An 18,162-nucleotide genomic window follows, 5' to 3' on the forward strand; every position below is an offset into this window, starting at 1 on the left:
ACATGGCGCCCATGGATCAGCTTCGGGACTTTCTCGTCGACTTCGATACCGGGTGGAGCCTCGGCACGTTCGGTGCAATCGCCGAGTTCACGCGCGACGCAGAGGAACCGGTCAGGCTTCTCGTCGATCTCGGAGTTATCGGCGCGGTGACGGCGCGTGGCGGCATACGCTTCTGCGCCAACGCCGACCTTCGTCTGATCGCATCCGAGTTTCCGACACGTGACGGCTGGAGCCATCGCGTCGCCCTCTGCCTGCCGCACGCGTCTTGCGCAATGAACCAGCGAACCGGAATAACAGAGCTCGGCCCCGATCGCGATGCCCTGCGACCGGAGGACAGAGAGGCTGTGCTATTCGACCTCGGTTTGACGGCGCTGCAGGTCGACGTCTGCGTCCGAAGCCGCGACCCAAAGCTCGTTGCCGCATTGCGCCGCCACGTTGGCTCATCGCTGTTCGCGCCCGACGGCGAACTGATGCGCGTGATGCTGGCAGCCAATCCGCACCGCGTTTTCATCAGCCGTATCGGCCGGGCCGAAATCTTCCAGCCGATCCCGCCCCCCGGCGGCCGCAGCCCGGACGGGCCACACACGCACATCCTGCCGAAACTGCTGGCCCATGGCCGCACCCACGCGGCGACTGAGCCGTTGCCCGACGGCTGGATTCCATGTGCGCATGTCTATCCACCACATCCGCTGCGTGATCCGCTCGGCCGGCCGCAGCCGTTCGTTGCCCGCCATCTCGCGGCCTTCGATCGGCTGCTGGACCGTTATGGCGATCCACGTCTCGTCGCGCTCAAGAACGACGTCGCGGCGCACGTGAGAGCCGGCCGTGGTCCCTCCGAAGCTGACCTTCCCGACGATCGAATGGCGCGCGCCACGATCCGCGTAACGTTGCGTCAATTGCATGCATCGGGTGCGAGATCTGCTGCGCTGTCCGCGTGGCTCTCCACGTACGACCGCGCCAGCGATGAGGCCGAGACGGCTGACGCCCCACACTGAATCACCGAACCGACTGTTGCCCTCGTTCGCGAATGGACTACGATCAACCTCAATGGAGACGACCCATGGCTCTTGATATCCTCACACCCCCGTCCGAGGCGCGCCTCGTGCCGGTTCCGGCCCGGCATGCCGCGGCCTTCTGCTTCGCGCTGGTGGTCACCGCCTGCGCGCTGGCGAGCTTCGCCTTTGCCTGCGCCACGCCGTTCTCCGCCTTCGCAGTGGTCGGAGCCGCGATGCTGAGGCTGCGCGCGGCTTTGCTCTGCGTGCTCGGAGCCTGGCTCGTCAACCAGGGCATCGGCTTCGGCGTCCTGCATTATCCCGTGGACGTCAACACGCTGGCCTGGGGGGGCACTATCGGCGCTGCTGCGCTTGCTGCCACTGTCGTCGCCCGCACCGTGTTGCAGGCCTTACGTCCTACCATGCTGCCGCTCGCGCTCGGAGCGGCCCTGGCCGGGGCCTACGGCACCTATGAGCTGGTGCTGCTTGCAGCGACGCCCATACTCGGCGGAGAGGCGAGCTTCACGCTGGCGATCGTCGCGCGTATTGGGTTCACCAGTGCGGCCTGGCTGATCGGGCTCGTTGCAGCTTGCGAAATCGTGCGTCTGCTCAGACCGATCCTGCCGTACCGTGCGGTATCCCGATAGTCAAAACGGCGCCATCGGATGCGATGGCGCCGTACCGTGAACTGTTCAACGGCGCCCCCTCGTTCGAGACGTGATTTCAGTGGCTCGAACCGTGGTTTTTCGGCCCGCGGGATCGAAAATGGTCCATCTTTCAACAGGCGTTGACTCCCTCCCTCTCCGCCAGTTCCTCCCTCGGCCACCTCCCGGCGGGGCTTGTCATGGGCCTTGAGCGGTGAGCCAGACGTTCGATCCTGCCGCTTCCGATCCTGTTGCGCTCGACAAGCTGAAATCCCGCATTCAGGCGCTGCGCGCCAAGACCATCGCCAATGGCTGCACCGAGGACGAGGCGCTGTCCGCGGCCGCCAAGGTCGCCGAACTGCTCGATCGCCACGACCTGTCGCTGTCCGACCTCGAGCTGCGGGCGTCGGCGTGCGAGCGCAAGGTCTATGAGACCCATCGCAAGAAGCGCATTCCGCTCGATGACTGCATCGGCGCGATCGCGCATTTCTGCGATTGCCGGGTCTGGCGCGAGAAGAATCCGGCCGGCGAAGCGAGCTATGTGTTCTTCGGTCTCCCCGCGGATGTCGAGGTTGCGCACTACCTGGCGGAGCTGATCGACAACGCCGTGCGCGCCGAACTCGGCCGCTACAAGACCTCGGCCGAGTACCGCCGGTTCCGGCACCAGGACCGGCATCTCGCCAATGCCTCCTTCGCCCTCGGCATGGTGGTGTCGATCGCCGACCGCCTGGTGGCGATGAAGGCGGCCCGGGATCAGATCAACCAGAGCAGCGGCCGCGGCCTGGTCGTGCTCAAGACCTCGGTGGTCGATGCCGAGTTCGACAAGCTCGATCTGAAGCTGCGGTCGGCGCGCAGCACGAGCCGGATGGTGTCGACGGCGGCCTATGAAGCGGGAGGTGCCGCCGGCACCACGCTCGCGATCAGTCCGGGCGTGAGCGGCGCGCCACCGCCAGGTAGTTCGAAGCGAGGCTGACGGACGCCTAGTTCGACGTCGGCTGTGGGTCCTTCAAGCACGGCCCAAGCCGGTTGCGGCGTCGTGCATCGACGTCCAGCGTCGTACTCCTAAGTACAGCGACACGGCGATCTCGGCTGGCTGCGACATTTGCTTCCATCCGAGTCGCTCAGTTAAGCTGCCTGCATGAGCTACTGCGTCTTCATGCATCGGACTGATTCGATTTACGACGATAGTCCGGCGGAGCAGTACCAATTTCCCAAACAATATCTCGGCCGCGCGCAGGGCAGCGTCGGAGATTGGATTGTCTACTTAGAGCCGACGAAAGTGCTGGGAACGCGCGGCTATTTCGCGATCGCTCGGGTCGAGCGGATCATTCCAGATCCGAAGGCGCCCGATATGTATCTCGCGCTCATTCAGCCCGGCTCATACCTCGAATTCGTCAGTCCGGTTCCCTTCAGCGAGCAGAACGGCCCGATCGAGCGGGGCCTGCTCAACGATACGGGCAAGCTCTCGGGCCGGGCGCAGGCGGCTGTGCGGCCGATTTCGCCGAAGGACTTTCAGCGTATCATCGAGCGCGGTCTTGATGATCGAGACGCCCTGTTGCCGCGTATGCCGGAGACCGGCCACCCCCTTAATGGGTTTGAAGAGGATCAAACGCCATTGGTGTCGGAGCAGCTCCGCGATCGCATCCAACGTCTGACGTCGCGTATCGCCCGAGATCGCCTGTTCCGCAAGATCGTACTGCGAGCCTATGGCGAACGTTGCGCCATCACCGGGCTGAAACTGATCAACGGCGGCGGACGTGCCGAAGTGAATGCGGCCCATATTCGCCCTGTCGAGGCCAACGGGCCCGACCTCGTGCAAAACGGGCTGGCCTTGTCGGGAACGGTCCATTGGATGTTCGACCGAGGATTGATCAGCCTTGACGATGATCTCGCCATCCTGGTCTCTCGGCACGTCAACGACATCGCTCGTATCCGTGGCTTCGTCAATCAGTCCGGGGTTGCTTTCGCTCCAGACCGCGCCCGAGATCGACCGCACCCTCACTTTCTGCAATGGCATCGCCGCCATTGCTTCAAGCAGTGACTCGATCAGGGAGTGAGTCCGAGCGGCGCTGTCCGCTCGCGCTGGTAGGCTTGCCCTGGGGGCGGTGCTGCGGCTTCCCTCGACCCCGTCACATTTCGTCCATCCGTTGACTGCGGGGCGCGTCGCGTTTCGCGACGCCGCCCCATGATGGATCGCGGCGTTCTGGCCGTACCGCCCTCAGCTCTTCCCGCCCGGCCCCTTCAACGCATTCCAAGCTGCCTGATTGGCCTGATCGAACGCCTTGCGGGATTCGCTCAGGGCGGCGCTGAGCACCGACCAGGATTCGCTGCCTGTCTGTTTCAGCTTCTCGAGATGGGCACCGGCCTCTGCCGCGTCGGATTTGAGCTGCTTCAGCACGGCGTCCAGATCGGTCGTGCCGACCGTCGTCACCTTGGTCGCCGCCTCGCGAAACCTGTCAGCCGACTCCCGCCATGCCGTCGCCTGCGCGGCGGCGATGTCCTTGAAGGTCGCCTGCTGCTGGGCGGCCTGCTTGCCGGCGGCGTCGAAATAGGCCTTCATCTGCGCCTCGAATCCGGCCCAGTGCGCGTCCAGCTCGGTCTTCGCGCTGGCCATCGCGGCTTCGCCGGCCGCTGCCTGCGTCTTGAGCAGGGCTTCGAGGTCGCTGCGGCGCTTCTTCAAGTCCGCCATGATCTCCTCGGTCTTCACCTTGGATGCTGCTTCGACCTCGGCTGCCTTGACCCCCAGCGACTCCAGCGCGGCATCCATCTCGTGGAGGCGCTCCCTGGCCCAGTTCAGGTAGACCTGCATCGTGCTCTGTGCCGGCATGGCTGCTCTCCTCTGATCCATCCTGCGACAAGCCATATAGAAACGAGGTCGTATAGTTTTGACCTGCATCAAGGCCCCGGGATGCCGGGGCTTCACGTTTGCGTGCAGGGCGCGACGTCCGCCGTATGGCGGACCGCCATGGCCGGTGCTAGTCCTATCGTTCGAATACGATCACACGAGGCGCGTCGAGATGACCGGTGACGAATTTCGTGCTCTCGCCCTGTCGTTCGCCGGAACGACCGCGGCGCCTCACTTCGATCGCACCGCGTTCAAGCTGCACCGGACCTTCGCGACCCTCGCCGCCGATGGCGCATCCGCCAACGTCCTGCTCACGCCCGACGAGCAGGAGCACCATGCCGGCCTGCAGCCCGGCGTGTTTCGCCGGGTCCCGAACAAATGGGGTGATCAGGGCTGGACCACCGTGTCACTCGCCGATGTCGACGCCGCTCGCCTGCGCGGCGTGCTCGAGAGCGCGTGGCGCGCCGCGCATCGTCCGCAGCGTTCACGCGGCCGCAGCAGGCGCTGAGCCGACCCCGGCGAAACAATCGCCGGCGGCGACAAGAACTCTCATACCCTCCGCCCGACCATCAGCAGGACGCCGCCGATCTGCGGCAGGAGCGCCAGCAGGATCAGGCGGAGCATGACGAAGTCGTCGGCGGAGGGCTTCACCACGCCGCGCGACACCCACGCCACCAGCTTGATCGCGGCCTCGGTCTGCGGATCGGCGGTCTGGCTGACCGTGGACATCGCCGCGTCCAGCGCCAGGCGACGCTCGGCGACCGCAGCCTCGCGCTCCCGACAGAACTTGCCGACGCCGCCCTTGCACTCGCGGTCGCGCGCGGTCATTGCATCCGCGAGCGCCGTCTGCGCGGCCTGCACCGCGGGCGTCACGCGCGAGGCGCGCGCCAAGGTGACGTCGCTGATGTTGGTGGAGGCGAAGCCGATGCCGGCGGTGACCGCGAACACGAAGGTCATCAGCCACACCGTCCAGCCGGTCAGTGCCGAGGCGCGGTGGCGCGCCTGCCACAGCCGTGCGGCGCAGGTCGGCATCACCAGCGCGACGAGGTCGGCGGTGACGCCGACCGCCAGAAACATGTAGCCCGCGGTGCTGTTCGAGCCGAGCGAGTGTGCGAACCAGCCGTTCATGGCCATGCCGACCGCGGCCAGCGCCAGTGCGGCCAGCTGCAGCAGGACCGACGAGGCGGTGATGCCAGCGCGCGCGGGCTTTGCCGGCGTGATCGGCGCGGCGGCCGGCACGACCTCGCCTTCGGTCGCGGCCGACGCTTCGCGCGGCGGTATCGTGGCCGGCGGCGCTGCGGCCGGGATCGCCGCGGCCGCCGCGCTGGCAGCCGCCCCCGTGCGGGACGCCTCGGCAACGGCCGGAGCTTTCGCCGGCTCGTTCACGTAGTCCAGGAAATCCGGCATGATCAGCGTCTCGGACGCGAGCATCTCGTCGTCGAGCGCCGCCATCTTGGCCTTCTCGGCCTTGTCGGCTCGGGGCCGCGGGCGTGGCTTGACGACCTTGGCCCGCTTCGGACGCGGCTTGGCCGTCTTCGGCTGCTGCCAGGGAATGATGGATGCGACTACGGACTCATCAGCCATCGGGGCTGCTCCAATCGGTGGTGATGGGCGCGACGCTGCGTTTGCACGCAGCGCCGATCGCGCCGGCATCGGGGTGCACGTCTGATCGGGAGGTGAGCAGCGGCCCGCATCGAGGGCGGGCTTGAGGTGTCTTGCGGCCTGGCTGGCGTCGCGCGAAGAAATCGTTCGCATCTCACGCGCCCTGAACCGCCGATGATGCGGTGGGCTGCGGTCACGGACGCCGCGTAATGAGGCGGCGCCCGGAAGGTTCTGGTCCGCGCGGGGCCGGGCCGGTCAGCAATCTGCCCAACACCCTTGTTCTTAACCAATGGTTAACACGGATTCGCCGGTTTCGAAACCGCGCGGCGCGTGTAGCGGGACGGTGCGAGCTGAAGAGTCGCGAGCTGCGGCTTTGGAGTCACAACTCGCGCGTGAGCGGAGGCGCGACGCGTGGGCCGGCGCGCAAGCCGTTCGGATGATGTGCGATAGTCGAACATGGTCTATGCGGCCAGCCTCAACATGAGCGCGTCATCCCTCGCCGGAGCGAGTGACACTCAGCGCGGCACCAGCATGGGCGTGCTGCCGCTCACCGAGAAGCGCCGGTTGGCGGTGGTCAGCAGCAACACAAGTCCAGGAATGTCGAAACTCACCGCGACGCCATCAATTGGCTTGAAGTTTGGGAATGGAATCTGTCGCACCACATCGCCCTGGCCGATCCGGTACAGGCCGTCATGTCCCATTGCGAGCAGATCCTCGCCCTGGCGCTGCAGCCCGAAGAATGCGGTCGTCTGGGCGAACCAAGAGATCCGCGTCCGCCCGTCAGGTGTCTGATCCGTCGGTGCCTGGATGACATGCTGATAGAGCTGCCGCATCGAGGCGTCGCACACTTCCACGATGCGCCCATGCGCGGCCATATGGATCAGCCCGACCGCGACGGCGATGCAATGCGGCTTCCACGGAATGATTGCGATGCCGTTGACCGGATCGCACTCGGGGTTCAGCTTGCCGCCGCACAGGTCGCCCTCGACATCGTCGATATCGGAGACGATCCCGGTGATCCGATCGATCCGCTGCAGCCCGCCGCCCCATTCTCCGGCGTTGTAGCCGACGAAGACATGCTTCGCCGTGAGGAGGACGCTGGCGGCCGGCGATCTCCGCAACGGCTTTTTGCGTGCCAGCGTTTGGTTGGAGGAAGGCATGAGGGGAGCCGCCTCCCATGGCATGCCTTCGGTGAGATCAATGGTCCTGCCGTCTTCCAGCAGCATGATGGCTCCGCCGAACCTGAAATCCTTGCCCTCGTTCAGCGGCCTTGGGGCGGCGCGCGACGACGTGGACGACGATGTAAGTGCCGTCTCCGCTAATTCACCGCCGGTCAGGTCGATCATCCTGCTGTCCGTCAGCAAGAGGGTGGACGTCGCGGCCACGAACTTCTCGCCCTTCGTTGCGATATTGGCCACCGTTCCCCAACCGTCGCCATCCCGTCGGCGCACAGTCCATCGCTCGACGGAGGTCCACGGCACGCAGAACTCCTGCGGGCAAGTCACGATTGCCACTCGTCCATCCTGGACGAATAACTCGATCACCGGCTCCGGCGTAGCAACGTCGCTTCGTTCACCGCCCTCCGCCATGCTCGACAGCCGGCCGCCGGTATCGAGCAGCCAGAGCCGCCCCTCCGCAAACACGGCGCGCTGAATGGACGAAATCCGATCGGGTCCCGGCTGCTCGACGGCGACGCCGTAACCGGCGTTCATGGCGACCAGCGCGACAACGATCGAGACGAGCCGCACGACCATTATCCTCACGCTCCGAGCCTCCAAGCTGAATGGGCTTCGTTTCGTTACAACCACCGTTATTCCTGGCCAAGGCCGCAGGCCAGCCGTCGCCGTCAGATTTCATCAACCCCGAAACGGTGCTAGCGTAATTTCATGCCATGTCCCTGCGGCTCAGGCCTTCCCTTCGACCGCTGCTGCGGTCCCTATCTCAGTGGCGATGCGATGCCGCCGACCGCCGAGGCTTTGATGCGCTCGCGCTACACAGCCTATACGCGCGGCGACATCGGCTACATCGCAGCGACGCTCGCGGCCGGCCAGCGTCGCGCGTTCGATGCCGTCGCGGCAAATAACTGGGCGACGCGCGCGACCTGGCTTTCCCTGCGCATCGTCTCGACGACGCGCGGCGGGGCTGACGACGCTGACGGCGTGGTCAGCTTCGTCGCCACCTATCGCGAGGGCGGCAGGACCATCGAGCACCACGAGGTCTCGCAGTTCCGCCGCGACGACGACGGCGCCTGGCGGTTCGTCTCGGGCGACACGCGGGCCGTGGTCACAGAGCAGAAGCGGACGGCCGGCGCGGCCAAGGTCGGCCGCAACGATCCCTGCCCCTGCGGCAGCGGCAAGAAATCCAAGTTCTGCTGCGGGCGGTGAGCTGTGTGGGCCATTATTCGGAATGAACGAAATTTCTGTTGCTATTTTTCAGAAATCATGGTTTGATCCGCGCATCCCGTCCTCATGCAGAGGGGCGTACGCGTCGTCACGATACGTAGAGGCGGGGAGCGGTGGCCGCGGGTCTGTCGGGTGCTGATGCGCTGGACGATGGACAGCTCGCGGACGTTCAAGCCGTGTGGTCCTGGCGCCCCGATGCTGGCGCTAAGTCGGTGTGGCATGACGTGTCGCGCAGGCGACGGGGGCAAACAAGCCGGTCCCCGGGGAGAGCTCGGAGCAGACGTTCAACCCATCGCGCAGGGAGGGCCGGATCTGTCCGGCTGGACCTGTGGTACCTGCCGCCTGCATTTTTTTCCGCAGGCGGGCCACGGGCCTCAGTCGAGGTCCGGCCTTCCCTGCGCCCTCGCATTTTGAGGGCGCGAACGACTCGCAAAACTCGGGCGCGAACGCGCCGCGTGAACGATGTCGGCTGCTTCGCTGCGCCCGGTTGCTGGGTGAGCACCGCGACGAATGTGGCGAGCCGAGCGCCTCGTCACTTGCCTTGACTCCGCCCAACCGGGCTGGCCTAGAAGGATGCAACCCCAAACGAGGATGGTATCAAGTGGCGGAGTTGGATGGTCAGGTCCTGCAGGACGAGCATGAGCGGCCACCGGCCGCGGCAAGCGAGGCGCCTGCGCCCGGACCGCTGTCGCCGCGCAAGGCGGCCATCCTCGCGCATGCCAATCGCTTTGCTGCCGAACGCGCGGGCTGGCGCGACAAGGCATCGTTCTTCCATGGCGAGGACGCGTGCTATCTGCGTTTCCTGATTCCGCCGGGCAGCCGGGTGCTGGAGATCGGCTGCGGCCTCGGCGACACCCTGGCCGCGCTCGAGCCGTCCTACGGCGTCGGCATCGACTTCAGCGACGCGCAGATCGCGATCGCCCGCACCCGGCATCCGCACCTGACCTTCGTCGTCGGCGATGCCGAGGACCCGGCAACACTCGCCGCCGTGTCAGGCCCGTTCGACGTCATCCTGGTGCTCGACACCATCGGCTCGCTCGACGACTGCCAGCAGTTCATCGAACAGCTGCATCCGCTGTGCACGCGCGAGACGCGACTCGTCATCGGCTACTTCTCGCACCTCTGGTATCCGCTGCTGAAGGCTGCGGAAGCACTGGGCCTGCGGATGCCGCAGCCGGAGCAGAACGTGCTGTCGCCAGCCGACCTGCGCAGCCTGGCGCACCTGGCCGATTTCGATCCCGTCAAGTCAGAGCAGCGCGTGCTCTCGCCGCTGCGGCTCTACGGCTTCGGCCGTTTCGCCAACCGCTTCCTCAGCGTGCTGCCGGGCCTGCGCGCGCTGGCGCTGCGGCACTATCTGGTGTCGCGTTCGCTGCGCTGCGTGAGCGACGACGTCCGCTCGGCCACCGTCGTCATCCCCGCGCGCAACGAGCGCGGCAACATCGAGCCGGCGGTCCGGCGCATCGCGGCGTTCTGCAACGACGTCGAGATCATCTTCGTCGAGGGCCACAGCCAGGACGGTACCTATGAGGAGATGGAGCGGGTGCGCGCGGCATTCCCCGATCACGACATCAAGCTGATGCGACAGCCCGGCAAGGGCAAGGCCGACGCGGTGTTCACCGCGTTCGACGCCGCGCGCGGCGACGTGCTGATGATCCTCGATGCCGACCTCACCATGCCGCCGGAGCAACTGCCGAAATTCTTCGAGGCGCTGCGTTCCGGCAAGGGCGAGTTCATCAACGGCTCGCGCCTGGTCTATCCGATGGACGAGGGCGCGATGCGGTTCCTCAACCTCATCGCCAACAAGACCTTCTCCTATCTGTTCTCGTGGCTCCTGAACCAGCGCTACACCGATACGCTCTGCGGCACCAAGGTGCTCCGCCGCAGCGACTATGTCAGGCTCAAGGCCGGCAAGGCCTATTTCGGCGATTTCGATCCGTTCGGCGATTTCGACCTGATCTTCGGCGCCTCCAAGCTGAACCTGAAATCGATCGACCTGCCGATCCGCTACGCCGCGCGCAGCTATGGCGAAACCCAGATCTCCCGCTTCCGCCACGGCTGGATGCTGCTGAAGATGGTCGTGTTCGCGTTCTTCAAGATCAAGGCGATCTGAGATGGCCGCTGTCTACGCCGTCGAGCCTGACCAAGCGGTGCGTGGATCGGTTGCCCATCTTCCCACATCGTCATGGCCGGGCCTGACCCGGCCATCGACGTCTTCTTTCGTCGATGAGGGCCGACATGGATGCGTGGGACAAGCCTGCGCATGACGGAGAAAGCGGTACCGAAAGCATCGGCTCCCTTTCCCGACGCCCTCGACCGCCTGACGCGCTTCGGCTGGCGCGGCGGGGTCGCGGTCGCGCTGCTGCTGTCGCTCGTGTCGTTCCTGACCGCCGGCTATTTCACCGTCTATTGGCGCAATGCCGACATGGACTTCATGGTGATCTACAATGCGCTCGCCATGAACGATGGCGGCGCACAGGCCTTCTTCGATCACCCGGCCTATCTCACCATCCTCTCGGTCGAGACCTGGTTCGCGCTGCTGCATCGGCTCGGCCTGCTCGACGCCTGGACATTGTCGGCGATCCCCGCCGATCGCGCCGCCTTCGATGTCGCGATGACCGGCGCCGTCCATGCCGGACGCGTCGCCGCGCTGCTGACGGCCGCCGGCATCATCCTCGCCTTTGCTTGGGCCGCGCGCCGGCTGGTGTCGGATTGGCGCATCGCCATGCTCGCCGTCACCGCCTTCGCCTTCTCCGGCGGCGTGCAGATGCATCTGCGCATCCTGCGCAGCGAGATGATCGCGGCGTCGTTCTGCATCCTCGCGCTGATGATCCTGATCGCGGTCGCGCGCCGCGCCAGCCTGACGCGGCCGCTCGCCGTCGGACTCGCCGCGCTGCTCTGCATGCTCGGTCTGGAGAACAAGGTGCATGCGATCCTGCTGATCGCCACCATTCCCGTGCTGGTGTTGCCGTTCGGGACGGCGACGAGCGCAAGCGTGGCGTTCTGGCAAAGCTCGCGCGCGTGGGCGGCCGTCATGGTCGCAGCCGTGGCGGCGATCGTCGCCGCGATCGCCGCCTGGCCGCTGGTCGCCGCCGGCTTCGACCCCGTCAATGCGACGGCTGCCGGCCTCAAGCCGATGCTGCTCGGCCGCTTCGGCCTCTACCAGTTCGCGCTGCTCGGCGTGGTCGCGGTCTGCATGGCCGCCTTCGCATGGTTGTGGCGCGTGAGCGCGGCCGAGACCGTCGCGGCGCTGCTGGCGGTGGTGGCCGGCGCAAGCCTCGGCCTGCTGGCACTGAAGTTGAGCTACGACATCAACGATGTCGTGGTCGTGCTCAATCCGCTCGAGAAGATGATCACCTATGTCGACGCGCCCGAGGCCGCCGGCAGCCTGGGCGGTGCGATCGGCCTGTTGCTGTCCGGCGTCCTCGGGGTCATCCGGCGCTACACCTTCGTGCTGCAATCGTCGGCCCGCCCCGCCGTGTTCCTGACCTGGCTGATCATCCCCGGCATTGTCATGGCCTGGCGCCGCGGTGAGCGGCAGGCGGCCATCCAAGCCGTCCTCCTGATGCTGGCGGCCATCGGTATCGACACGCTCGGCGTCCGCCGCGGGCTGAAGGTCGAGTACTTCGTCTTCACCGATCCCCTGATCATCATCGCCGGCATGGTCCTGCTCGATCGTCTGTCGGACCTGCGCTTTTCCCGCTTCGCCTATCCGATCGGCGCGGTGCTGCTCGCGCTCCATGTCGGCATCAGCCAGGCCGAGCCGGTCAAGATGGCGCTCAAGCGCAAGGGGCCCGAGGAGGTCTGCGAGTGGCGCGGCTACTACATGCCACGGCTCGTGCTGCCCTGGTGCGCGCCGCCGAACAGCCCGCCGAGGATGTGATCGAGCGAGATCTTTCCACCGCCATGGGCAATGAGGCCCAGCGCCATCGCGGCCCAGGTCAGATGGATCGGCCAGCCGTCGGGCACCGTGAGCTCGACGATGCATGTCATGAACAGCAGGCCGAGTGCCGCGAAGCGGGTACCGAGGCCGAGAATGAGCAGGACGGGGAAGGTGACCTCGCCGCAGCCCGACAGGAACGCCATCACCGTCGGCATGGGAAAGTGGTATGGCCCGCCAGGCAGATGCAGCATGAACTCGTCGCTGAACAGCGTCACGGCGGTGTCGCTCAGCCTGAGAAAGCCGTCCCATTTGAGAATGCCCGAGCGCCAGAACGGCACCGCCAGCGCAATGCGAGTGACGAGCTGGACTAGGGTGAGCGGGGTCGCGCTCTGCAGCAGCCGAACGGTCTGGCCGACGAGGGAAGGCAGCGACAGTGTCGCGGTCGGCGCCATGGAGTGGTCCGTCGTCATCATGCGTCCTCGAAACTGATGTCCGTGAAGGCGCCGGCCTCGATCAGGCCGGCAATGTTGGTGGCGAGATCGAACTCCGGCGCTGCCTCGAACGCGGCTTCCGCGGCCACGCCGAGCGGCTGCCGCGTGATCAGCAGGCTCGCGAAGATCGCGCCGCCCCGCGGCAGGTGGCGCACGGCGACGTCGAACGCGGGCCGCGTGATCAGCGCGTCCTCCGGGACCGAGCCGTCAATGCGCGGCACCGGGGCATCGCCGCGATTGGCCGAGAAAATCGTCACCGCCGCGAAATCCGAGCGCACGATGCGGGTGGCGGGATGAGCGGCGAAGCGCAGCTCGGGCAGCCGCTCGGGCGGCACCGTCGCCAGCGTGGCTCCGTCGAGCGACGCGGCGTCTGCCGCGTGATAGGCGTCGAGCCAGGCCCGCTCGATCTGTGCGACGTCCGTCAGGAACGGCATCGTCCGGGCGTGCTCGTAAGCTGCGATGAAAGCGGGGAAGTCGCGTCCATAGTCAACGAGCAGCGGCGACGTCGGCGGCGTTTCGCGTATATGCGCCCGCGCCATCGCGCGGAAGAAGTCGGGACCGGTGATGCGCTTCACCGCCGGATAGATCGCGATGAGCGACTCGATCAGGCTGACCGTGACGTTGTTGCGGTAGACGTTGAACCGGCGCCCGGCCGCCTTGGCCAGCGGACCCCTGACGGCGACAGGCGTCGCGCAATCCGGCGTCAGCAGCGCCGCGGCGAACTGGGCGGCGTAGTCGGAAACCTGCTCAGGCTGCGGCATCGCGCGCCTCCTGCGAGCAGTTGGGGGCGTGGTCATCGAGAATCGTCTGCGCGGCCGCGGCCTCTGCCTTCAGCACGGGCCAGTCCGGAATGTTGCTGTCCCATTCGATCAGCGTCGGCACCGGACCGTTGCGCGCGATCACGCTGGCGAACAGGGCCCACACATCGTAGGCGACGGGGCCGTCATGGCTGTCGATCAGCAGCGGCTCGCCTTCATCGTCGGCCTGCACGGCGTGACCGGCGAGATGGATCTCGCCGACAGCGGCGAGCGGAACGTCGGCCAGATAGTCCTGTGGCGAGAAGCCATGATTGATCGCGGAGACGAACACGTTGTTGAGGTCGAGCAGGAGCCCGCAGCCGGTGCGGCGGACGATGGCGCGGATGAAGTCGGTCTCGCTCATCGTCGAGTCGTGAAAGGCGACGTAGGTCGACGGATTTTCCAGCAGGATCGGCCGGCGGATCGCGCTCTGCACCTCATCGATATGGTCGCAGACCCGTGCCAGCGTGGCGGCCGTGTAGGGCAATGGCAGCAGGTCGTTGAAAAACGTCGTATCGTGCGTCGACCATGCCAGATGCTCGGAGACGAGGCTCGGCTGATAGCGGGCGACGAGCTTGCGGAAGCGCGCGAGGTGCTCGCGATCGAGCGGCCCTGGGCCGCCGATCGACATGCAGACGCCGTGGATCGACAGCGGATGATCCCTGCGGATCGCCTCGAGCTGATGGTGTGGCGGACCGCCGGCGCCCATGTAGTTCTCGGCATGGACCTCGAAGAAGCCGCGCTGCGGCGCCTCGGCCAGGATGGCGGCCAGGTGCGACGGCTTGAAGCTGGTCCCGGCCACGCCGCCGAGAGGTGGCGGAAAGCGAAGCGGCATGGTGGGGCCCGGTGCAGGGGGGGCATCGGTGCGCATGCTGCGTCTCCGCTTTCCGCTTGGGGTGAACGAGATCTATCAGATCGGCTTCAGCGAGCCCTTGCGGCCGCCGGGCACGTCGATGCTGGTGCAGGTGCCGCCCTGGACGAATTTCCACGCGTTGCCCTGGAAGTCGATCGTTGAGGTGCCCTGGCAGGTCGTGCCGGGACCGGCGGCGCAATCGTTCTGGCCCTTCAGGGCAACGCCGAAGCATTTCTCCTTCTTGGCGGCCATTGCGGCTTCCGCTTCGGCCTTGGTCAGTGGCCCGGCCATTGCGAGGCTTGCAAGCGCGGTGCTGACGGCGCCGGCGAGCGCCAGCGTGGTGACGGTTCTCTTGGCGGACATGACAATTCCTCTCGTGTTCTGCGTCGCTCGCTTGGCGACGCGCATCTCTCCTTCGCCCGCCGCCACGACAATGTTACGCGGCGACTCCGCTCACGACCCTGTGAGCGGTATTGCGTGCTTGGGAGCTGCCCTAGTCGAGCGCAAGCCGACTCGAAGTGCCAATGCTTTGCAGGCATCATCGACTTAGCCGGCCGGCATTGGCGGCTCACGCCATCGGAGCGCAGTCTGGCGGCTCCCGGTCGCGCGCCGCCCCGCGCGCCGCTCGGTCCGATCGGAGATCCACCTGCGATGATGGCGAGCGCAAAGAGCCGAGTGCCGCGCCGAGGCGCCGCCGACGAGCGGTTGACCGTCAGCATCCGCTTCGCCGTGTCGGCCCTGGTGCTGACCGCGATCCTGCTGACGGCCCTTGCCTCGAGTCTGTTGTGGTGGCGCACCTCGGAGGCGATCAGCCGTCAGCTCGCGAGCACCATCAACGCGCAGATCGCGGGCGCCGTGCGCAAGGAGGTGAGCGCGATCGTCAGCGAGGCGCGCGCCGCGCACACCGCCATCCGCACGCTGTTCCTGCAGAACGTGCTCGACACCCGCGAGGCGGACAAGCGCGAATTCGTGTTCCTGTCGCAGCTGCAGTCGCAGGCGACGATCTCATCGGCGGCGTTCGGCTGGCCGGACGGCTCGTTCTTCGCCGCCCACAAGCTCGGCGACCGGCGCCTGGAGATGATGGAGATCTCCCTGACCGATCATCCCGGCCAGCGCCGTGTCGATGAATACGACGTCGTGCCCGGCGACATCGAGTTCGCGACACGCCGCTTCGAGCCGACCCGTTTCAAGGTCGCCGACCAGCCCTGGTTCAAGGAGAGCCTCGCTGCGGACGAACCGCGCTGGTTCAGCGTCGATCATCATCCGAGCGGAGACCGCCCGGCGATCGCGCTGGCCGGCCCGATCGATGTCTATCAGGAGCGGCAGGGCGTGCTCGCCATCATCATCGAGCACGCGCGCATCTCGCGCTTTCTCGCCCAGCTTCAGGTCGGCCGCACCGGCAGCGCCTTCATCCTGGCGCTTGATGGCGGCGTGGTCGCGGCGCCCGACGAGACCGCCGACGAGGTCAATGCCGGGCAGGGCCGCCAGCCGCTGCTGCCGATCGCGCAGCAGGCGATGCGGTCCTCGCGCGAAGGCGACGAGGCCTGGCGCGGGCGCGTGCTATCGGGCGACGGCGCCTTCGAGGTCGCGCGCACGGCGCTGCCGTTTCCCGGCTGGTCGCTGGTTACGGTGATTCCGGAAGCGGAGTTTCTCGGTCCGGTCGACGCGGCGCTGCGGCGCGTGATCATCGGTCTCGGCATCGGCGCCGTGCTCGCGGCGCTGGCCTCCGCCGCGCTGGCGCGTGCCGTCATCGCCGCCCCGCTCGGGCGTGTGGTGGCCGAACTGCGTCACGTCGAGGCCTTCGCGCTCGAGCAGGTGCGACGTCATCCCTCGCGGCTTCGCGAGATCGCGAGCCTGTCCGGCGCCATTCATGACATGGCCGGCGGGCTGTCGTCATTCGGCAAGTTCATTCCCGCTGATCTCGTCCGGCAATTGCTGCGGCAGGGCGTCGACGCCAGGCCGGGCGGCCATGTCCAGGAGCTCAGCGTGATGTTCATCGACATCGCCGGCTTCACCGGGTTGTCGGAGCGCATGGGCGACCGTGTCGTGCCGCTGCTGTCGCGCTATCTCGACCTGATCTCGACCGTCATCGTCGACCACGGCGGCACCATCGACAAGTTCATCGGCGATGCGGTGATGGCGTTCTGGGGCGCGCCGGCCGCGCAGCCGGATCATGCGGTTCTGTGCTGCCGCGCCGCGCTGGCGTGCCGAGACGCGGTGGAGGCCAGCGGCCTGTGCGACGATGACGGCCGGCCGCTCGCCATCCGCATCGGCATCAACTCCGGCCCCATGCTGGTCGGCAACATCGGCTCCGAGGTGCGTCTCAACTATACGGTGATCGGCGATGCCGTGAACGTCGCGAGCCGGCTGGAGGGCGCCAACAAGAGCTACGGCACCGATATCCTGATCGGCGAGGGCACCGCGCGGCTGGCGGGCGATGCGTTTCTCACCCGCGAGATCGACCGCATCGCCGTCTATGGCCGCGAAGAGGGCCTGCGCGTCCACGAGCTGGTCGGGCTTGCGGAGAATGTCGCCGCGCAGGACGTGCGCTGGATCGCACACTACGCGTGCGGACTTCAGGACTATCGCGCGCAGCACTTCGAGGCAGCCATCGCGGCGTTTGAAGCAGTCCTCGCGCTCAAGCCCGGCGATCGCGCCGCCGAGGTCATGATCACGCGCTGCAGGCCCCTGGCAGGCACGCGGGCGGATCATCATTGGCATCCGGTGACGGCGCTGACGACGAAGTAACGTGGCCGGTCCGACTAAGCCGACCGCAGCTTGCCGCGCAGCGGCCGCCGTCCGGCGAACACGGCGGCGAGATCCTGAGACGGCGTCGCCGCATCGTCGTCGAGCCGCAGCCGGCCCTCGACATGCAGGAAGTGCTCTCGCGACACCGCGATCGCGCGCAGCAGGTCGCGGTCGCGCAGCGCGTCGACGATCGCGCCGTGCTCGTCGACCGCGCAGATCGACTGCGCCGCCGGCTCGTATACCGACACCATCACCGAGGAGCGGCTGAGCAGATCGGCGAGCATGCGCGACAGCTCGGGATTGCCGATGGAGTCGACGAGATGGACGTGGAAGGCGCCAGACAGCCGCACCGACGTCGCGCGATCGCCGCGCTGCGCGGCGGCGCGCTCCTCGGCCAGATGCGCATCGAGCCGTGCGAGCAGGAGATCATCGACCCGCAGCACCAGCTGGCTGAGCACGCCGGCCTCGAGTACGCGATGTGCCTCATAAACCCGTCTGATATCATCGAGCGTCGGCCGCGGCACCCGCGCGCCACGGTTCGGGATCATCTCCAGCCGCCGCTCGGCGCCGAGCCGGTGAAGAACTTTTCGGATGCGCTCGCGCGAGACACCGAAGAGCGCGGCGAGCGGCGTCTCGGCGAGCTTGGTGCCGGCCTTGAGCTTGCCCTCCAGCAGCGCGCGCAGGATGGCCTGGTACACCGCCTCGTCCTCGGCGGGATTGGCCTTCCCGATTCGCTGCGCTCGCATCGCCATGAGGTTTTAGCTAGGCCCAAAGGCGCGGCACGTCACCTCCAAAAAATGTGCACATTCTGTCCGCGGCCGGGCGCGCTGCGGATCGAGACATAGCCCGGAACGCTGATCTCATTGATGAATCAAGAATGTGCACATTTGGCACGGCGCTTGCTGATC

Annotated in this window: 17 protein-coding genes; 9 read left to right on the top strand and 8 right to left on the bottom strand. The window is 66.8% G+C overall.

The window, feature by feature from the left end:
* Window positions 1-2: 2 nt before the first annotated feature.
* The 4 genes from ACQR1E_RS09495 (at window position 3) to ACQR1E_RS09510 (ending at window position 3,677) form a co-directional block, all read left to right on the top strand.
* A complete protein-coding gene (locus ACQR1E_RS09495) occupies window positions 3-995 on the top strand; it encodes a DUF6925 family protein (RefSeq protein ID WP_434896944.1) in 993 nt (330 codons plus the stop codon).
* A 65-nt stretch (window positions 996-1,060) separates the two neighbouring features.
* Window positions 1,061-1,639, top strand: a complete 579-nt coding sequence (locus ACQR1E_RS09500; protein ID WP_434896945.1) for a hypothetical protein — start codon at window positions 1,061-1,063, stop codon at window positions 1,637-1,639.
* Between the two features lie 211 nt (window positions 1,640-1,850).
* On the top strand, window positions 1,851-2,609 hold the full coding sequence (locus ACQR1E_RS09505; protein ID WP_315750657.1) for a DUF7168 domain-containing protein: 759 nt from the start codon (window positions 1,851-1,853) through the stop codon (window positions 2,607-2,609).
* Window positions 2,610-2,774: 165 nt separating this feature from the next.
* Window positions 2,775-3,677, top strand: coding sequence for an HNH endonuclease (locus tag ACQR1E_RS09510; protein WP_434842410.1), 903 nt, complete (start codon window positions 2,775-2,777; stop codon window positions 3,675-3,677).
* A 177-nt stretch (window positions 3,678-3,854) separates the two neighbouring features.
* On the opposite strand, the gene ACQR1E_RS09515 is transcribed toward ACQR1E_RS09510, so the two are convergent.
* Window positions 3,855-4,463: a hypothetical protein gene (locus ACQR1E_RS09515; RefSeq protein WP_315716186.1), complete on the bottom strand. Its 609-nt coding sequence runs from the start codon at window positions 4,461-4,463 to the stop codon at window positions 3,855-3,857.
* A gap of 190 nt (window positions 4,464-4,653) precedes the next feature.
* On the opposite strand from ACQR1E_RS09515, the gene ACQR1E_RS09520 reads away from it, so the two are divergent.
* Window positions 4,654-4,989, top strand: coding sequence for an MmcQ/YjbR family DNA-binding protein (locus ACQR1E_RS09520; protein WP_315715957.1), 336 nt, complete (start codon window positions 4,654-4,656; stop codon window positions 4,987-4,989).
* A gap of 41 nt (window positions 4,990-5,030) precedes the next feature.
* Here ACQR1E_RS09520 and ACQR1E_RS09525 read toward each other — a convergent pair whose 3' ends face one another.
* Complete coding sequence (locus ACQR1E_RS09525; RefSeq protein ID WP_315750659.1) at window positions 5,031-6,065, bottom strand: hypothetical protein; 1,035 nt, start codon at window positions 6,063-6,065, stop codon at window positions 5,031-5,033.
* A 533-nt stretch (window positions 6,066-6,598) separates the two neighbouring features.
* Window positions 6,599-7,837: a hypothetical protein gene (locus ACQR1E_RS09530; protein WP_315715959.1), complete on the bottom strand. Its 1,239-nt coding sequence runs from the start codon at window positions 7,835-7,837 to the stop codon at window positions 6,599-6,601.
* Between the two features lie 132 nt (window positions 7,838-7,969).
* Here ACQR1E_RS09530 and ACQR1E_RS09535 point away from each other — a divergent pair, with 132 nt between their 5' ends.
* From ACQR1E_RS09535 to ACQR1E_RS09545, 3 genes are all read left to right on the top strand, one after another.
* Window positions 7,970-8,467: a YchJ family protein gene (locus ACQR1E_RS09535; protein ID WP_315715960.1), complete on the top strand. Its 498-nt coding sequence runs from the start codon at window positions 7,970-7,972 to the stop codon at window positions 8,465-8,467.
* Window positions 8,468-9,086: 619 nt separating this feature from the next.
* Entirely contained in the window at window positions 9,087-10,595 is a 1,509-nt protein-coding gene (locus ACQR1E_RS09540; protein ID WP_316195928.1) for a bifunctional class I SAM-dependent methyltransferase/glycosyltransferase family 2 protein, read from the top strand.
* Between the two features lie 150 nt (window positions 10,596-10,745).
* Window positions 10,746-12,365: a hypothetical protein gene (locus ACQR1E_RS09545; RefSeq protein WP_316169931.1), complete on the top strand. Its 1,620-nt coding sequence runs from the start codon at window positions 10,746-10,748 to the stop codon at window positions 12,363-12,365.
* Here ACQR1E_RS09545 and ACQR1E_RS09550 read toward each other — a convergent pair.
* The 4 genes from ACQR1E_RS09550 to ACQR1E_RS09565 are packed head-to-tail and all read right to left on the bottom strand — an operon-like array spanning window position 12,305 to window position 14,869.
* Window positions 12,305-12,835, bottom strand: a complete 531-nt coding sequence (locus ACQR1E_RS09550) for a DoxX family protein (RefSeq protein WP_409977912.1) — start codon at window positions 12,833-12,835, stop codon at window positions 12,305-12,307. The genes ACQR1E_RS09545 and ACQR1E_RS09550 overlap by 61 nt on opposite strands.
* Window positions 12,835-13,617, bottom strand: a complete 783-nt coding sequence (locus ACQR1E_RS09555) for an HvfC/BufC family peptide modification chaperone (protein WP_434896946.1) — start codon at window positions 13,615-13,617, stop codon at window positions 12,835-12,837. Before ACQR1E_RS09555 ends, ACQR1E_RS09550 begins: the two co-directional genes overlap by 1 nt.
* On the bottom strand, window positions 13,604-14,524 hold the full coding sequence (bufB, locus tag ACQR1E_RS09560) for an MNIO family bufferin maturase (RefSeq protein ID WP_434842404.1): 921 nt from the start codon (window positions 14,522-14,524) through the stop codon (window positions 13,604-13,606). Before bufB ends, ACQR1E_RS09555 begins: the two co-directional genes overlap by 14 nt.
* A 39-nt stretch (window positions 14,525-14,563) precedes the next feature.
* Entirely contained in the window at window positions 14,564-14,869 is a 306-nt protein-coding gene (locus tag ACQR1E_RS09565) for a BufA1 family periplasmic bufferin-type metallophore (RefSeq protein WP_315715966.1), read from the bottom strand.
* Between the two features lie 288 nt (window positions 14,870-15,157).
* On the opposite strand from ACQR1E_RS09565, the gene ACQR1E_RS09570 reads away from it, so the two are divergent.
* Complete coding sequence (locus tag ACQR1E_RS09570) at window positions 15,158-17,254, top strand: adenylate/guanylate cyclase domain-containing protein (RefSeq protein ID WP_316204056.1); 2,097 nt, start codon at window positions 15,158-15,160, stop codon at window positions 17,252-17,254.
* Between the two features lie 14 nt (window positions 17,255-17,268).
* On the opposite strand, the gene ACQR1E_RS09575 is transcribed toward ACQR1E_RS09570, so the two are convergent.
* A complete protein-coding gene (locus ACQR1E_RS09575) occupies window positions 17,269-18,006 on the bottom strand; it encodes a GntR family transcriptional regulator (RefSeq protein WP_315715968.1) in 738 nt (245 codons plus the stop codon).
* Between the last annotated feature and the right edge of the window lie 156 nt (window positions 18,007-18,162).

Origin of the sequence: Bradyrhizobium sp. HKCCYLRH1030, from assembly GCF_051168395.1 — a bacterium.
Classification (GTDB): Bacteria; Pseudomonadota; Alphaproteobacteria; order Rhizobiales; family Xanthobacteraceae; genus Bradyrhizobium.

Bases quoted from the DNA above. Each gene is read 5' to 3' on its own strand.
- ACQR1E_RS09495 (WP_434896944.1), top strand. From the start codon at position 3: ATGGCGCCCATGGATCAGCTTCGGGACTTTCTCGTCGACTTCGATACC.
- ACQR1E_RS09500 (WP_434896945.1), top strand. From the start codon at position 1,061: ATGGCTCTTGATATCCTCACACCCCCGTCCGAGGCGCGCCTCGTGCCG.
- ACQR1E_RS09510 (WP_434842410.1), top strand. From the start codon at position 2,775: ATGAGCTACTGCGTCTTCATGCATCGGACTGATTCGATTTACGACGAT.
- ACQR1E_RS09515 (WP_315716186.1), bottom strand. From the start codon at position 4,463: ATGCCGGCACAGAGCACGATGCAGGTCTACCTGAACTGGGCCAGGGAG.
- ACQR1E_RS09520 (WP_315715957.1), top strand. From the start codon at position 4,654: ATGACCGGTGACGAATTTCGTGCTCTCGCCCTGTCGTTCGCCGGAACG.
- ACQR1E_RS09525 (WP_315750659.1), bottom strand. From the start codon at position 6,065: ATGGCTGATGAGTCCGTAGTCGCATCCATCATTCCCTGGCAGCAGCCG.
- ACQR1E_RS09530 (WP_315715959.1), bottom strand. From the start codon at position 7,837: ATGGTCGTGCGGCTCGTCTCGATCGTTGTCGCGCTGGTCGCCATGAAC.
- ACQR1E_RS09535 (WP_315715960.1), top strand. From the start codon at position 7,970: ATGCCATGTCCCTGCGGCTCAGGCCTTCCCTTCGACCGCTGCTGCGGT.
- ACQR1E_RS09545 (WP_316169931.1), top strand. From the start codon at position 10,746: ATGACGGAGAAAGCGGTACCGAAAGCATCGGCTCCCTTTCCCGACGCC.
- ACQR1E_RS09550 (WP_409977912.1), bottom strand. From the start codon at position 12,835: ATGACGACGGACCACTCCATGGCGCCGACCGCGACACTGTCGCTGCCT.
- ACQR1E_RS09555 (WP_434896946.1), bottom strand. From the start codon at position 13,617: ATGCCGCAGCCTGAGCAGGTTTCCGACTACGCCGCCCAGTTCGCCGCG.
- bufB (WP_434842404.1), bottom strand. From the start codon at position 14,524: ATGCGCACCGATGCCCCCCCTGCACCGGGCCCCACCATGCCGCTTCGC.
- ACQR1E_RS09565 (WP_315715966.1), bottom strand. From the start codon at position 14,869: ATGTCCGCCAAGAGAACCGTCACCACGCTGGCGCTCGCCGGCGCCGTC.
- ACQR1E_RS09570 (WP_316204056.1), top strand. From the start codon at position 15,158: ATGATGGCGAGCGCAAAGAGCCGAGTGCCGCGCCGAGGCGCCGCCGAC.
- ACQR1E_RS09575 (WP_315715968.1), bottom strand. From the start codon at position 18,006: ATGGCGATGCGAGCGCAGCGAATCGGGAAGGCCAATCCCGCCGAGGAC.